This window comes from Pseudomonas sp. NPDC089396 (assembly GCF_044749545.1).
Classification (GTDB): Bacteria; Pseudomonadota; Gammaproteobacteria; order Pseudomonadales; family Pseudomonadaceae; genus Aquipseudomonas.
Window position 1 is genome coordinate 405,186 of the sequence record NZ_JBIVIC010000003.1, and the last position, 15,825, is coordinate 421,010.

At 59.4% G+C, this 15,825-nt stretch carries 11 protein-coding genes; 10 read left to right on the forward strand and 1 reads right to left on the reverse strand.

Annotation, left to right across the window (positions count from 1 at the left end):
• Position 1 precedes the first annotated feature (1 nt).
• The 5 genes from ACIPZB_RS07810 to ACIPZB_RS07830 all read left to right on the forward strand — a co-directional run bounded on the left by ACIPZB_RS07810 (position 2) and on the right by ACIPZB_RS07830 (position 8,132).
• Positions 2–2,698: a type VI secretion system Vgr family protein gene (locus ACIPZB_RS07810; protein WP_400639668.1), complete on the forward strand. Its 2,697-nt coding sequence runs from the start codon at positions 2–4 to the stop codon at positions 2,696–2,698.
• A gap of 90 nt (positions 2,699–2,788) precedes the next feature.
• Positions 2,789–4,453 (forward strand): esterase/lipase family protein, encoded by a 1,665-nt coding sequence (locus ACIPZB_RS07815; protein ID WP_400639669.1) that lies wholly within the window; start codon positions 2,789–2,791, stop codon positions 4,451–4,453.
• Positions 4,454–4,481: 28 nt separating this feature from the next.
• Positions 4,482–5,462, forward strand: coding sequence for a T6SS immunity protein Tli4 family protein (locus ACIPZB_RS07820; protein WP_400639670.1), 981 nt, complete (start codon positions 4,482–4,484; stop codon positions 5,460–5,462).
• A gap of 934 nt (positions 5,463–6,396) precedes the next feature.
• Positions 6,397–6,924 (forward strand): T6SS immunity protein Tli4 family protein, encoded by a 528-nt coding sequence (locus tag ACIPZB_RS07825; protein ID WP_400639769.1) that lies wholly within the window; start codon positions 6,397–6,399, stop codon positions 6,922–6,924.
• 242 nt (positions 6,925–7,166) lie between these two features.
• Positions 7,167–8,132 carry a T6SS immunity protein Tli4 family protein gene (locus tag ACIPZB_RS07830; RefSeq protein ID WP_400639671.1) on the forward strand — a complete coding sequence of 322 codons (966 nt, stop codon included), beginning with the start codon at positions 7,167–7,169 and terminating at the stop codon, positions 8,130–8,132.
• 221 nt (positions 8,133–8,353) lie between these two features.
• On the opposite strand, the gene ACIPZB_RS07835 is transcribed toward ACIPZB_RS07830, so the two are convergent.
• Positions 8,354–8,611, reverse strand: coding sequence for a hypothetical protein (locus ACIPZB_RS07835; protein ID WP_400639672.1), 258 nt, complete (start codon positions 8,609–8,611; stop codon positions 8,354–8,356).
• Positions 8,612–8,915: 304 nt separating this feature from the next.
• Here ACIPZB_RS07835 and ACIPZB_RS07840 point away from each other — a divergent pair, with 304 nt between their 5' ends.
• The 5 genes from ACIPZB_RS07840 (at position 8,916) to ACIPZB_RS07860 (ending at position 15,686) form a co-directional block, all read left to right on the forward strand.
• Positions 8,916–10,667, forward strand: a complete 1,752-nt coding sequence (locus tag ACIPZB_RS07840; RefSeq protein ID WP_400639673.1) for an L-lactate permease — start codon at positions 8,916–8,918, stop codon at positions 10,665–10,667.
• Between the two features lie 137 nt (positions 10,668–10,804).
• Positions 10,805–11,314: a sigma-70 family RNA polymerase sigma factor gene (locus ACIPZB_RS07845; RefSeq protein ID WP_400639675.1), complete on the forward strand. Its 510-nt coding sequence runs from the start codon at positions 10,805–10,807 to the stop codon at positions 11,312–11,314.
• Positions 11,311–12,261 carry a FecR domain-containing protein gene (locus ACIPZB_RS07850; RefSeq protein ID WP_400639676.1) on the forward strand — a complete coding sequence of 317 codons (951 nt, stop codon included), beginning with the start codon at positions 11,311–11,313 and terminating at the stop codon, positions 12,259–12,261. The genes ACIPZB_RS07845 and ACIPZB_RS07850 overlap by 4 nt, the downstream gene beginning before the upstream one ends.
• 87 nt (positions 12,262–12,348) lie before the next feature.
• Positions 12,349–14,778, forward strand: coding sequence for a TonB-dependent siderophore receptor (locus ACIPZB_RS07855; RefSeq protein WP_400639678.1), 2,430 nt, complete (start codon positions 12,349–12,351; stop codon positions 14,776–14,778).
• Positions 14,779–15,053: 275 nt separating this feature from the next.
• Complete coding sequence (locus ACIPZB_RS07860; RefSeq protein ID WP_400639679.1) at positions 15,054–15,686, forward strand: hypothetical protein; 633 nt, start codon at positions 15,054–15,056, stop codon at positions 15,684–15,686.
• Positions 15,687–15,825 lie beyond the last annotated feature (139 nt).

Consider the following 15,825-nt stretch of genomic DNA (forward strand, 5'->3'; position numbering starts at 1 on the left):
CATGGACCTGACCTTCGGCACCCCGCTTTCGCAAAGCGGCCGCCTGCTGCAGCTGACCACCCCGCTGGGTGCCGACGCGCTCCAGGCCCTGCGCGCCCACGGCGTCGAGCGCCTCGGCCGCACCCCGCGCTACACCCTCGACGTGGTGGTGCAGGACACCGAGTACGACCCGGAGAAACTCATCGGCCAGCCCGTCACCCTGGCGCTGCTCTGCGACGACGGCACCCAGGCTCCACGCCACGGCCTGGTCGAGCGCGTGCGCTACCTGGGCAGCGACGGCGGCCTGCACGACTGGCAGCTGGTGTTCGCGCCCTGGTTCAGCCTGCTCGAATACCGCAGCGACTGCCGCATCTGGCAGGACAAGAACCTGCCGGCGATTCTCGAAACCGTGTTCGCCCAATACCCGCAGGCCAAAGGCAACTACCGCCTGGACCTGCGCCGCGAGTACGCACCGCTGTCCTACGTCACCCAGTTCAACGAAACCGACGCCAACTTCGTGCAGCGCTGGTGCGAGCTCGAAGGCCTGTTCTGGTACGTCGAGCACAAGACCGACAGCCACTGCATCGTCTTCACCGACAGCGTCGACACCCTGCCCGCCCTCGCCCCGCAAAGCCTGCCGTTCCATACCCAGAGCGTGACCGAAAAGCAGGACGGCATCACCCAGTGGAGCACCGGCTCGCAGCTGCTCAGCGGCAAGCTCAACTGGCGCAGCGTCGACTACCTGGCGCACAGCCAGCCCCGCGAAAGCGTGATGCCGGCGCTGCAAGCCGCCTCCGCGCCTGCTGCCCTCGAACGCTACGAATATCAGGGCCAATACAACTGGCAGAAGCAGGAGCGCGGCGAGTGGCTGAGCCGTGTACAGATCGAACAGCGCGAATCCCAGGCCCGCCGCGTGCACGGCCAGGGCGGTGTGCGCCAGTTGCAGGCCGGGCGCTGGTTCGAGCTGACCCAGCACCCGCTGTACGCACGCAAGGCCGCCGAAGCCCGCCAGTTTCTGCTGATCGAGGTGCAGTTCTTCGCCGAGAGCAACCTGCCCATGGCCCAGCAGCGCCGTGACGCGCCCGGTAGCCTTGCGGCCCTGTTCAAGACCTTGCGCCCAGCGCCGGAGGATTCACTGCTTGGCTCGGCGCAAAGTGCTGCGTCCTACGGTTTCTTCACCAGCCATTTCGAAGGCCAGCTGCACAGCGCGCCGTACCGCAGCCCGTTCGAACACGCCAAACCCACCTGCCCCGGCCCGCAGACCGCCGTGGTGGTCACCCCCAGCGGCCATGAAGTGTTCACCGACAGCCTCAACCGCCTGTGCGTGCGCTTCCACTGGGATCGCCTGAGCCAGGACGGCGAGTTAAGTTCGTGCTGGCTGCGCATGCTGCAACCGAGCAGCGGCCCCGACTGGGGCAGCGTGCACGTGCCGCGTGCCGGTGAAGAAGTGGTGGTCACCTTCCTCGACAACGACATCGACCGACCGCTAATCATGGGCCAGGTCTATGGCGGCCACAAACCCGCCTGGCACTCCAGCGGCCTGATGAGCGGCTACAAGAGCAAGGAAGTCGGCGGCGGCGGTTTCAACCAGTGGGTGATGGACGACTCCACCGGCCAGGTGCGCACGCAGATCCACAGCAGCCACGGCCACACCCAGCTCAACCTCGGCTACCTGATCGACCAGCGTGGCAACAACCGCGGCGCCCTGCGCGGCACGGGCTTCGAGCTGCGCACCGACGCCTACGGCGCCCTGCGCGCCCAGCAAGGCCTGTACCTGAGCACCTGGAAGCGCAGCAACGCCGATGGCGCCCAGCTCGACATCAGCGAAGCCCAGCAACAACTGCAGAACAGCGAGCAACGCCTCAAGACCCTCTCCGATACCGCCCAGCAGCACAACGCCAACCCCCTGCAGGCCGGCCTCGACAGCCTGACCCAGCTCAACGCCGACACCGACGTCACCTACGGCAACGACAACAGCAGCCCCAGCCAGGGCCCGAGCGAACAGCAGCGCAACGGCGGCGACACCGCCTGGGCGATCCGCAACGGCGGTCGCGGCAAGACCCCGGGTTACCAGAAGCCCTTGCTGATCGCCTCCTCCCCGGCCGACATCGCCACCGCCACACCGCAGAACACCCACCTGCACAGCGGCAAGCACCTGACCGTCAGCACTGGCGAAGACGTCAGCATCGCCAGTGGCAAGTCACTGCTGGCCAGTGTGGTGCAGAGCATCAGCCTGTTTGCGCAGAACGCCGGGGCCAAGTTGTTTGCGGCCAAAGGCAAGGTGGAGTTGCAGGCGCAGAGCGATGAAATGCTGCTGACTTCGCTGCAGAACATGAAGCTCAGTTCCACGGCGGCGGGCATCGAGATTGCCGCCAAGGATGGAATTCTGCTCACCAGTGGCGGCGGCTATATCCGCATCAAGGGCGGCAATATCGACATTCATGCGCCGGGGACCATCGATGTCAAAGGGGCGAAGAAGACCTTTAGCGGTGGAACCAGCCTCTCGCATAGCTTCAATGAAATGCCCAAGACCGATTTTGCCGACCCGTATGTGATCAAGAAGCTCAGTACCGGGGAGCCTGCGCCGGGGGTGAAGGTTGAGGTGACGCGGGCGGATGGCAGCGCGATGCAGTATGTGTCCGATGCGGCGGGGAAAATTCCCGTGCAGCAGAGCCAGATTGCAGAGTTCTTGAAAATTAAAGTATTGGGGGATGCATGATGAAGGCTACCTCGCATAAGCACTTATCCAAATTCGGAAATGAGGGGCCTTGCCATGGGAACTAAGACGTCATCGCCTAAGGACGCAACGTTGCACCTGCCCCAAGAGTACGATGAAGATGGCATGCTTGCGGCGCACACGACACTTTCTTCGTCCAATGACTCGGTAGAGAAGTCGCTGCCCTGGAAGGGAGGCAAAGTGGTACCGGTCATTTTTATTCCCGGGATCATGGGCACCAATCTGATGAATTTGAAGACCAAGGAACGTGTCTGGGTCGCCCCAAACGTTGACGGTGTCTTCCCGGTAGTCAAAACGCTTGGGCTGTTGTTTGGCAGTTGGTTCAAATCCGCAAAGCAACGGCAAGCGGAACTTGACTCAACCCCCGGCGCAGTGGGTGTGTATGACGGCGGCGAACTGGATGACGCCGGCAGTGGCCTTTCGAAAGACGAAATGCGCACGCGAAAGTGGGGCTCCATCATGCGCTCCGCTTATCATCCGATCATGGGTGAGATGCAGCGACAGATGAACGACATCATGCGCAACGGCGAGCTACAGGGAGAATGGAAGGACCGTGTCGATCAGGAGCCTGGCGAATGGGGAGATTGGGAGGACAATCCCAGCCTTGCCGCAATGGGTGACGCCAGTGGATTGAAGATTGCGGCAGATACGCAGTATGAAGTCTGGGCGGCCGGTTATAACTGGCTTCAATCGAACCGAGACTCTGCGAAAGACGTCATCGACTACATCAATAATACTGTTCTTCCCCATTACCGAGGCAAAGCAGATAATGTGATCATCGTCACTCACTCCATGGGTGGGTTGGTGGCCAGAGCAATTGTAGCATGCCATGGTTTCAGCAAACTTTACGGCGTTATCCATGGTGCTATGCCAGCCACAGGAGCACCTGCCAGTTACAAAAGGGTCCGTGCGGGTTTCGAGGCACTGGCGGAAAAGAAGATCTTGGGAAGAGATGCTGCCGATGCCGTGGCAGTGATGGCCTTCGCATCGGGCCCTTTAGAATTATTACCTTCGCACGACTATAACGACGGCCAACCTTGGTTATTTGCCAAAGATACAACTTCCATGGACCGCATACTGCGACTACCTGAAAACTGCCCTTACGAAGAAATATACAAATCGGAAAAATGGTGGGGATTAGTCCCCGAGAACAACAACAAGTTGTTTGACCCCGCCGGAATCATTACAGCACAGGCAGCAAACACGTCCAAATGGAGTGGTGTCAGCGATGAACCTCCTTCTCTCCGGTCCCGATTTTGCGAAGTGATTGATGGGGTAAAATCTTTTCATAACGACATTGAAAAAAAATACCACTCTGAGACTTTCGTGCACTATGCCGCCGAGTCAAAATCCTCAAAATTATACACGTGGGGAACCATTGAATGGGGCGCAAAAAACTTGAAAGGCCTCGATGCTAAGAATGCCAAGCTCAGCGATGACAACCTTGATGCTCAAGTAGTACTCAACGGGCTGTACACGCTGGAAATTGGACCAGGTTACTACCCAGGCGACGGCACGGTCCCGGCATTCTCATCTTCATCTCCGCGTGGAAAACCCGGGGTGAAGGGGGCCTTTGCACATGGTCAGAATAGCGGAATGCTCAACCATTACTGCAAGACAGGAAAGTTCAATGACTCAGCCGGTTATGGGCACCAGGATGCTTATACTGACAAGGCGGGGCGCACCCAATATGCAACGCTTTACAGCCTCGTTCGCCTGTCGGCACAGATTGGCTAAAGCACAGTAACGAACTGGGAGCGGTGGTATGCGCAGCACAGCCTGGAACATAATAGCTTTATTTGCGCTTTGGCTACTCAACACATCCGTCGCCACGGCAAACATCACTGAAGGCAAGACAATGAACGACAGTAACTGGAGTGCGAATTATTTTGGCCGTTTTGAAATCTCTCTACCCAAAGGCTCTGAAATAGTCGCCGACTATAAACTGCTCAACGAAAAACTAGAGCTCATCAGTAAAAACGGGCGAAATGACTTACCGAAACTTGTAGCCAAGCAAGTCGAAGACTTGAAAAAAGGCATTGCTAGAGGCACCAGTAGCCGTTACGAAAAAACCGTCCAGCTCGATAATGACAGTGTTTTACTGCTGTCACGACTGGGGGACTTCTACACTTTCAATGTCTTCTTGCTGACCCAGAAGAATACACTCTACCACTTGATGGCAAAGACGATATCTGAAAAAAGCATACCTGGCGGCATTGAAAAAATGCGGATGCTTAGTAATGCCATATATTTCCGTCGCCCCGAGAATGCCCCTCCACCAGGTGCTTTCGCTCTTGAAGCGGGTTACACCACATTGCCTAACGACAAATTCTTTGAATCAATCTATATGGGAGCCCAAGTCGCAGGACACCCAGGCACCTACGTCAGTTTGCTCACAAAAGGCATTCTGAAAAAAGAACAATCACTTTTGGAGCGCTTCGACGACAGGCAGTACGACAGCTCGTTAAACGAACTGGCCAACTCAGGCAGAATACAGACGCTGCGCAAAAGAAAGCGTAACACAGGAGGGATAAGCGGGGAGGAAGTTGCGGTCAGTACAACTATCGACGGCAAGACCTATTATGCTTTCCAATTCGAGTATGAAGGAACAATAGAGTCCAATATCCACCCATACATTGCTATCGAGCTGGGCACACATGAGGTGGGAAGTAATTTCAAATCTGATGATGAAGCACTGGCATTTTGGGATCGCCTGATAGATAGCTTTAAGCCTCTGCCAGAGTAAAGCAATGAGCTCCCGCTGAGTGATTGCAAATTGACAGCGCCGTGCAATCACTTAGCAGAGCATGGTGAGTCAAGAATTAGCATGAGAATTGAACAGCGTTAACCAAAAGACCTGAAATAATCAACATTTCGACCCATTCAGCAGACCTTTTGTCATGGACCTGACCTTCGGCACCCCGCTCTCGCAAAGCGGCCGCCTGCTGCAGTTGACTATCCCGCTGGGTACCGACGCGCTCCAGGCCCTGCGCGCCCACGGCGTCGAACGCCTCGGCCGCACCCCGCGCTACACCCTCGACGTGGTGGTACAGGCAAAAAAAGTCAAAGCAGCATTCGCGCACGGCAAGAACTCAATATTAAATCCAAATGTCTGTAAAGAGGGTGTTTTCAACAATACGCCAGGATATGACCATCAAAGCGCCTATAACGCCGCACGCGGACGAAGTTTATATACAACCCTGTATGGCTTAGTGAGGATCTCAAAATTGTGGCACTTTAGAGCACACTTCTTCACAACGAAGAATGTGACACTATTTAGCATTTTGGCAGCAACCTTATCAACAAGCTTATATGCAGGAGCGCAACCACTGAGCGAATTAAACAACAGTTTTTATTTTGGACGCTTTACATTTCAGGTGGCCAGCACAGACCCCAAAATATGGTCAGCCTATAAGATCGGCGACAAAAAAATTGAACTTGTTAGCAAAAATGGAAAGCGTGCAATTGAAGAAAGAATCAGCGCCTCCATTAGTGAAATAAACAAGCTTCACGAATCTGGATATCCGGCCTACGACCAAACTGTCAGGCTAAATGGCGGCGGTGCAGTTGTGGTTTCGAAATCTACAGACTATACCTTTGAGGTTTTTTATCTTACTTCAAGAAACACGCTATACAGGCAGCTTGTAAAGCTCATTGATTATAACTCCTACAACAAAGCCATGTCCGTTGTGAATGACATTAACTCAACGATCAACTACCGCCACCCCACCTCTAGGCCGCCAGCCGGAACATTTGCCATAGAATCTGGTTACATGAACATTCCGGCTGACAAATTTCCTGAGCAAGTGTCGATTGGATTACCCGTAAGCTCTAAACCTGGTATACATTTAACATTTGATACACGGGTCATAGGCGTGCCAGAACCAGGACTAATTTCACGATACGAGGAGCGATCATCAGGATTTGTCATGCCACTTATTAAAAGTATTCTTTCAAGAACAAAACTTATGAGAAAATCAAGAAAATTAATTTGCGGACTACCCTTCGAAGAGCTACTGCTCAAAACCACCGCTGACGGCAAAAACCTTTATTCATTTCGCCTCGAATATCCAGGCACTCCGGAGTCAAGCATGGAACCCTACACAGTTTTAGAATTGAGCACTGTGGATGACGGACCCGGCTTTAAGAACGATGAAGAAGCTTTACGCTTTTGGGACGAACTTGTAGCAACCTTGAAACTCATATAATTAGCCTATGGCGCTCTGCACGCCCAGCGAGGGTCCCAAAGCGCCCAGATCGTTTGGACCTCTGACTGGATAGGACGGGTAAAGCGATTACACTGCACTCAATTGCCAGCCTCTCTAAACACCTAAAAAAGCCTATGCACACAATGAACTGTGTAACTTTTAAAACGATAATAACGCTCGCCTTTACTGCCTGCGCCTCACTCCCAATCATGCACAGTAGTTATGCAAGCGAGAACATCATCGTGACCAACCTCGAAGAAATTCAAACAAAAAAAGTGCTGGTCAGCCGGTATACTCTCGATCTGCCTGTGCATGCAGAAATGTCCGAGGCTTTTCTTGAGCTTGATGGAATACCCGTGAATATCACGCCGGGAGTTTTGAAAGACCGTACTCTGCGTGAGGCTGAAAAGGAGTGGAGGATCGTCGAACTCAGAAATAAAAACAACACTGAACATGGCGCAATTCGCGAACAGTTACCTAACGGCACAGTGTTCCAATATGACCACATGCGAATAACGGGTCAGGGGCTGGACGGTTCAGCTATTAACAAACTGGTGTACTCCACACTGGCTTATGGCTGGGTGGAGCATTTAAAAATAAAATTAGGAAACGACGACACGCTAGATTCTGCGCAACAAGTCAAAAATCTGTTATCGAAAATTAAGCCTTTACAGTCGCCCCCAACCTCACACGCCACTTGTTTCGTCCAGGGGTGCATTGAACACAGCACTCTCAGCGAGTCAACAACTATTCTATTTAAATTCAAGGATTTCCCAACCCTGACTGCATCCTTTCGCTCGACACCTTATATTGGCGAGCAGCACCCTACTCTTTCAGATCAAAAGCTTCTAGACTACAACGCTGACGATGAATTGATCTGGAAATCAAAAAACCACTTCAATCATCATATCTTTCGCAATATCAAACGCCCGCTAAATGGTTATGATGGGGAAGAAATTCTCTACGCCATTACGCAACTTTCAGAAGGTAGATATCGTACTGAAGTTCATGCCACCTGGTATTACCCTGGACGTCCAGACAGAGAAAACAATCCTGAAATATCGATTGACCTTGGTTTTAGCTATATAACTTCCGAGCAGCCTTCAAATCCTGAAAAGTTCTCAGAAACCGGTGTGGGTGGATCCCCCTCGCATGCCCGGTTCATCATGATATGGGACACAATGTTAAATTCTCTTGCCACTAGATAGTTCCTTCGCATTTTTCAAAGATTTTTGGAATTAACTGTGCGTATTTGTCAATCAGCCGCACACCGCGCTCAAGGCATGGGACACGGCGCCGCGATTACTTGTATGACATCCCTTGACGTAGCCCTCAGTGCAGCATGTCCCAGGCTGCCCCATACGCCTCGACGAGCGCATCAGCCAGCCCGTGCGGGCTCACCCTTCCATCAACAACAACCCTCCCCCCATCAGTAACTGGCCCCTAACGTCCAGCTGAGCCATGTAGGCCGCACCCCACACAGCCAAACCCCAGCGTTAAGCACCATCGTGATCGCATTCACCAACCACAACATCACCACACCCCACATGGCCGGATGGTTGCTGCTCAGCATCGGTGCATAGCCTGGCTCGACAGCCACGTAAAGCGAGAACGGCACACCCAGCACAGCGATGGCGATCGACAGCAGACCCAGGCAGCGAGCCAGCCGAGAGACAAAGGGCGTCATGCGTAGTAGTACTCCTTGAAAAGCCACAGTGTATCCGCAAGTGCGTACGTGGCCCCCGCCGAGTGTCTGGCCAGAGCCCTGTAGCGGCTGTACCGGCCCTATCGCCGGCAAGCCGGCTCCCACAGGTATGGCGCTGACCTTCAAGCTTGCGCTGTACCTGTGGGAGCCGGCTTGCCGGCGATAGGGCCGGTGTATTCACAACATCAACCGCAGAGAAAATCCTTCCTATACTCCCCCTGGCATCCCTGCATGCCACCCTGCCCAAAAAACGCGAAACCTCACACAACAACAAACGAGGTGGCAAATGGTCTGGCAGCAAATCTACGATCCCTTCTCCAGCCCCTGGCTCTCCACCGTCATGGCCGCCGTGCCGGTGGTGGTGATGCTGGCAGCACTGGCGTTCTTCCATATAAAAGCCCATATCGCCGCCCTGCTCGCCCTGGGCTCGGCGTTGCTGATCTCGATCTTCGCCTTCGGCATGCCGGCCAACATGGCCGGTTCCGCCGCGTTGTACGGCGCGGCCAACGGTTTGCTGCCGATCGGCTGGATCGTGTTGAACATCATCTTCCTGCACCGGCTCACCACCGAGAACGGCTCGTTCAAGGTGCTGCAGGATTCACTGGCGCGCATCACCGATGACCGCCGCCTGCAACTGCTGCTGATCGCCTTCTGCTTCGGCGCCTTCTTCGAGGGCGCGGCAGGTTTCGGCACGCCCGTGGCGGTGACCGGGGCGATCCTGATCGGCCTGGGCTTCTCGCCGCTGGCGGCCTCGGGCCTGGCGCTGATCGCCAATACCGCGCCGGTGGCCTTCGGGGCGCTGGGTACGCCGATCATCACCTTGGCCAAGGTCACCGGGCTGGATGAGATGGAGCTGTCGGCCATGGTCGGGCGGCAGTTGCCGTTCTTCTCGGTGATCGTGCCGTTCTGGCTGATCTGGGCCTTCGCCGGCTGGCGCAAGATGCTGGAAATCTGGCCAGCGATCCTGGTCGCCGGGGTCAGCTTCGCGATCCCGCAGTTCCTGGTGTCGAACTTCCATGGGCCGATGCTGGTGGACGTGATCGCTGCGCTGATCTCCATGGCCTGCCTGACCGGTTTCCTGCGCGTATGGAAACCGGCCACGGTGCACACTTCGGCGGCGCTCACCGGGCGCGTCGATGATTCCAAGGTCGACGAGGACAGCTCCAGCAGCAGCGCCACCTTTGCCCAGCGCGACCAGCGCAGCGTGCTCAAGGCATGGATGCCGTGGATCATCCTCACCGTGTTCGTGTTCGCCTGGGGTACGGCGAGCTTCAAGAACCTGTTCGACACTCGCCCTGCGCTCGACCCCGCCAGCGGCGCGGCCATGCTCGACCCGCAGGGCAAGCCGCTGCGCGAGGCCAACCCGGTGTTCGCCCCGGTGTTCACCTTCGACACCATCCACCAGCAGATCGAGAAGGTGCCGCCGGTGGTGCCGGCAGCGAAGAAAGAGGACGCCCAGTACAAGTTCACCTGGTTCACCGCCACGGGCAGCGGCATCTTCCTGGCGGCGATTCTCGGCGGGCTGCTGATGGGCTATTCGCCACTGGAGCTGGGGCGCCAGTACCTGCGCACGATCTGGGTGGTGCGCTATTCGCTGATCACCATCGTCGCCATGCTGGCGCTGGGCTTTCTCACGCGCTATTCGGGGCTGGACGCGACCATGGGGCTGGCCTTCGCCGCCACCGGCATCTTCTACCCGATGTTCGGCACCCTGCTCGGCTGGCTGGGGGTGGCGCTGACCGGCTCGGACACGGCCTCCAACGTGTTGTTCGGCGGGCTGCAGCGGGTGACGGCGGAGCAACTGGGGCTGAGCCCGGTGCTGATGGCGGCGGCCAACAGTTCCGGTGGGGTGATGGGCAAGATGGTCGATGCGCAGTCGATCGTGGTGGCGTCCACGGCTACCCGCTGGTATGGGCATGAGGGGGAGATTCTGCGCTACGTGTTCTTCCACTCGATCATTCTGGCGATTCTGGTGGGTTGCCTGGTGACCTTGCAGGCTTATGTGGCGCCGTTTACCTCGATGGTTGTGGGGGGTTGAATCGCTGAGTCTGCACGGGCCCTATCGCCGGCAAGCCGGCTCCTACAGAACAGTGGGGTATCTGTGGGAGCCGGCTTGCCGGCGATAGGGCCAGATGATTAGAATGCGATCAATTCTTAATTACAACCTCATTCCCCATGCCGCCCGCCGACCCCTCCCTCAACCTGCAGGTCAAGACGTTGTACACCGAACACCACGGCTGGCTGCAGGGCTGGCTGGGGCGCAAGCTCGGCAATGCCTGCGATGCCGCGGACCTGGCCCATGACACTTTCGTGCGCCTGCTCGGCCGCAACACCACGGCGAGCTTGGGCAACGAACCACGCGCCCTACTCACCCATATCGCCAAGGGCCTCTTGGTCGACCGCTGGCGGCGCCAGGATGTCGAGCGCGCCTACCTCGAAGCCATCGCCCACCTGCCCGAGCCCGAGGCACCCTCGCCGGAAACCCGCTGGCTGATCCTGGAAACCCTCTACCGCGTCGATGCCATGCTGCGGGAAATGCCGGCGCGGGTGCGCCAGGTGTTTCTGCTGTCGCAACTCGATGGCCTGACCTACGGTGAAATCGCCGAGCAACTGAACGTCTCGCTGATCACCGTCAAACGTGACATGCGTAGCGCCTTCCTTGCATGCCTGAGCCTGGATACATGAACCCGCGTATCGACCCGCACATTCTTGGCGAGGCCGCCGACTGGCTGGTGCAACTGCAATCGGGCAGCGCCACCGAGGACGACCACCGCGCGGTCCAGGCCTGGTGCCAGCGCAGCGCCGAGCATGCCCAGGCGTGGCAGCGTGCCGAGGCCATCCTCGGTGACTTCCGCCGCCTGCCCACCCCGGTTGCCGGAGAAACCTTGCGCCGCTTGAGCCGCCAAGGGGGTGTCAGCCGGCGCCAGGCCATGCAGCGCCTGGGCCTGTTGCTGCTGGGTGCGCCTGCGGCCTGGCTGGCCTGGCGCGAAACGCCCTGGCAGCAGTGGCGCGCCGACGCCCGCACCGCCGTCGGCGAGCAACGCCCGCTGACTCTGGCCGATGGCACGCGGGTGCTGCTGAACACCGACAGCGCCATCGATATCCACTTCAACGCACAGGAGCGGCGCATCGACCTGCTGGCCGGCGAGATCCTCGTCACCAGCGCCGCAGACACCCGGCCATTGCGGGTGCGCACCCTGCACGGCCAGGCGCAGGCCCTGGGCACGCGCTTCAGCGTGCGCCTCGACGGGCCACTGACCCGCGTGGCCGTGCTGGAAGGCGCGGTGCAGGCGCGCCCACTACACGGCAGCGGCCAGCTGCTGCTGGCGGGACAGCGCAGTGCCTTCGATGCCACCCGAGTGCAGCCGGCCAGCACGCTGGATGCCGACGACCTGGCCTGGGAGCACGGCATGCTGCTGGCCCGCGACATGCGCCTGGCCGACCTGCTGCAGGAGCTTGGCCGCTACCGCCCTGGCCTGTTGCGCTGCCACCCGGCGGTCGCCGAGCTGAAGGTGTCGGGCGCGTTCCCGCTGACCGACAGCGACGCCAGCCTGCGCCTGCTCGGCGAAACCCTGCCGGTGGCGATCCATGGCCTGACGCGCTACTGGGTGACCGTCGAACCCCGGGTGTAATTATTTTTGCCTTTGCCTGATACCTTTTCCTGCGTCGTCCGGTGATGAGTGCAGAACCTTCGTTTTCTGCACCCACAGGATCCTCGCATGACGCCTCGCCCCCACTTGCGCCTCAAAGCCCTGAGCCTGGCCATGGCCATCGGCACGCTCGTACCCGCCCCCGCGCTGTTGGCCGCCGAGCCCGCTGCCAGCGGCAGCACGCGCAGCTATCACATTGCTGGCGGCCCGCTGGCCGACGTGCTGGCACGCTTCGCCGCCAGCGCCGGCGTGCCGCTGTCGTTCGACCCGGCACTGCTCAAGGGCGTGCAAAGCCAGGGCCTTGAAGGCAGCTACAGCGTGGCGGACGGCTTTGCGCACTTGCTCGCCGGCAGTGGCTACAGCCTGATCAGCACCGACAGCGGCGGCTACACCCTGGCCCCGACGGTGGACCTGGGCGAAGCCCTGGAGCTTGGCGCCACCACCATCAACAGCGACCTGGCAGCCAGCAGCGACACCTGGCAAGGCGGCCAGGTCGCCCGTAGCGCACGCCTGGGCGTGCTGGGTGACCAGCCGATCAGCGATGTGCCGTTCAGCGTTACCAGCTACACCGCCAAGACCATCGCCGACCAGCAGGCGCGCACCCTGGGCGACGTGTTGCTGAACGACGCGGCGGTGCGCCAGTCGGCGGGCTTTGGCAACTTCTCCCAGGTATTCACCATCCGCGGCCTGCCACTGAACACCGACGACATCAGCTACAACGGCCTGTACGGCGTGCTGCCCCGGCAGATCGTCACCACCGAGGCGCTGGAGCGGGTCGAGGTGTTCAAAGGCCCCAATGCCTTCCTCAATGGCGTCGCGCCCCAGGGCAGTGGCATCGGCGGCGCGGTCAACCTGGTGCCCAAGCGCGCCGAGGACACGCCGACCCGCCACGTCACCTTCGACTATGCCACCGGCGCCAATCTCGGCGGCCACCTCGACCTGGGCAAGCGCTTTGGCGAGGACAACCGCTTCGGCGCACGCATCAACCTGGCCCAGCATGACGGCGGCACGGGGGTGCACGACGAAGCCCAGCATTCCACCCTGCTCGCCCTGGCCCTGGACTACCGAGGCGAACGCCTGCGCTTGTCCACCGACCTGGGCTACCAGAAAGAGCGCATCAACCAGGGTCGCGCGGTGATCTACCCGACCGGCACCAAGGTTCCGCACGCACCCTCGGCACGCGACAACTATTCCCAGGACTGGACCTGGTCGCAGCTCGAAGACACCTACGGCATGGTCAACGCCGAGTACGACCTCAACGACAACTGGACGTTGTATGCCGGTGCGGGCGCCAAGCACACCCGGGAGAACGGCGAGTACTCCTCGCTCTACGTCAGCGACGAAAGCGGCACCGCGCGTGGCGGCTACCTCTACCCGCCCCACGACGAGGACAACAAGAGCGCCATGGCCGGCCTCAATGGCCGCTTCGCTACCGGGCCGGTCAGCCACCGGATCAACTTCGGGCTGTCAGGCATGTGGGGCGAGCAGCGCTCGGCCTACAAGGCGATCACGGCGGCCAACCGCTTCGACTCCAACCTGTACCACCCGGTCAAGGTGCCGCGCCCGAGCAACACCTACTCCGGCAGCGACCTGCACGACCCGCGCATCGTCGGCAAGAACCGCATCAAGAGCGCGGCGGTGTCCGACACCCTGGGCTTGTTCGACGATCGGGTGCTGCTGACCGTGGGCGTGCGCCGGCAGTCGATCGGCGTCGACGGCTGGGCCACGGCCACCGGTGTGCGCAATGCCAACTACGACGAGTCGGTGACAACGCCCGTCTATGGTCTGGTGATCAAGCCCTGGGAGCATGTGTCGTTCTATGCCAACCGCATCGAAGGCCTGGCCCAGGGCCCGACCGCGCCGTCCAGCGTGAGCAACGCCAACGAAGTCTTCCCGCCCAAGCGCAGCAAGCAGGTGGAGGCCGGGGTGAAACTGGACTGGAACAGCTTTGGCGCGACCTTGGGCGTCTACCGCATCGAGCAGCCGAACAGCACCACATTCCGTGAGCCGGGCGCGAGCAAGGACACCTTCAGCATGGATGGCGAGCAGGTCAACAAGGGTGTCGAGTTGAATATGTTCGGCGAGCCGATCGAGGGATTGCGCTTGCTCACCGGTGCGGTGTTCATGCACACCGAGCTGGATAACACGGCCAATGGTCGTAACGACGGCAACCGTGCGCCGGGCGTGCCGCGCTTCCAGTACAACCTCGGGGCTGATTGGGATGTGCCGGGTATTGCGGGGGCTGCGTTGAATGCCCGGGTACTGCGCACCGGAGGGCAGTATGTCAATACGGACAACAGCCTGAGCATTCCGGCGTGGACACGCGTGGATCTGGGGGGGCGCTACAGCTTCAAGATGGATGACAAGCAGGTGACGTTGCGGGCCAATGTCGAGAACGTCGCGAACAAGGCGTATTGGGCTTCGGCTTCGACCTCGAACAATTACCTGACCCAGGGCACGCCGCGAATTTTGCGGTTGTCGGCCAGTGTAGATTTTTGATTGCCGGGTCGGGCCTCATCGCCGGCAAGCCGGCTCCCACAGGAATCGCGTCAGCTTTTAGAACTTGAGCAAGACAGTTGCTTCCACAGGGAAACCACTGCCTTCAGGGCCTGTGCTGCACCTGTGGGAGCCGGCTTGCCGGTGATGAGGCCGCATGCGCCCGCGCACTTTGTGAACGCCGTCGAGATGCCGTCCTGCCACGATTGCGCCGCTCTAACCCGTAGGTTCTAATGCCGCCCGACCGTTTTATCTGCGCAATCCAAGGACGCTTCAACATGCACAGGAAGATCGTACCGCTGGCACTGCTGGCCACCCTGGCCGGCTGCTCGGACACCAAGGACGCCAGCGAGGCCAATTTCCACAAAGCCGCCCAGGCTTACCTCGACACCCAATATCCCCACTGCTTCGTGGTTACCGACTTCCCCACCAAGACCCAGGACTTCGACGTTTCCGGCAGCAACAAGGCCCTGCACGCCCTGGCTCAGGTCGGCATCGTCAGCGAAAAGGAAATCGCCCGCGTCGAGGTGCCGGCACGCCTGTGGCAAGCCGCCCGCACGGACATCTACTACGCCTACGACCTCACCGACGAGGGCCGCAAGTTCTACAAGGCCGATGCCCAGAAAATGCTCAACGGCCAGACCCGCGGTGGGCTGTGCTTCGGCAAGGCCGAGGTGACGGCGATCGAGCAGTTCAGCGAGCCGGGGCAGATGATGGGGCACACGATTTCCGACGTGACCTACGCGTACAAGATCACCGGGTTGCCGGAGTGGGCGGCCCAGGACGTGGTGAAGGCCAATATCCGTGACCTGGGCGAGGCGGTCGCTACCAACGACACACCGGCCAGGGAGAAACGGGTGATGGTGCTGACCAACAAGGGGTGGGTGCATGAGCGGTTGTTTGATAAATGATCGTTGACTGCACTGGCCCTATCGCCGGGGGGGCGGGGGGCCCCCCCCCCCCCCCCCCCCCCCCCCCCCCCCCCCCCACACCAGGGCGCCCGCGACCAGAGGACGCTCCCCCCCCCACCCCAACAAACCCCCCAACCCA

Coding starts and splice junctions, on each gene's coding strand:
- ACIPZB_RS07845 (WP_400639675.1), top strand. CDS start 10,805: ATGCCGCCCGCCGACCCCTCCCTCAACCTGCAGGTCAAGACGTTGTAC.
- ACIPZB_RS07810 (WP_400639668.1), top strand. CDS start 2: ATGGACCTGACCTTCGGCACCCCGCTTTCGCAAAGCGGCCGCCTGCTG.
- ACIPZB_RS07840 (WP_400639673.1), top strand. CDS start 8,916: ATGGTCTGGCAGCAAATCTACGATCCCTTCTCCAGCCCCTGGCTCTCC.
- ACIPZB_RS07855 (WP_400639678.1), top strand. CDS start 12,349: ATGACGCCTCGCCCCCACTTGCGCCTCAAAGCCCTGAGCCTGGCCATG.
- ACIPZB_RS07825 (WP_400639769.1), top strand. CDS start 6,397: ATGTCCGTTGTGAATGACATTAACTCAACGATCAACTACCGCCACCCC.
- ACIPZB_RS07850 (WP_400639676.1), top strand. CDS start 11,311: ATGAACCCGCGTATCGACCCGCACATTCTTGGCGAGGCCGCCGACTGG.
- ACIPZB_RS07860 (WP_400639679.1), top strand. CDS start 15,054: ATGCACAGGAAGATCGTACCGCTGGCACTGCTGGCCACCCTGGCCGGC.
- ACIPZB_RS07835 (WP_400639672.1), bottom strand. CDS start 8,611: ATGACGCCCTTTGTCTCTCGGCTGGCTCGCTGCCTGGGTCTGCTGTCG.
- ACIPZB_RS07820 (WP_400639670.1), top strand. CDS start 4,482: ATGCGCAGCACAGCCTGGAACATAATAGCTTTATTTGCGCTTTGGCTA.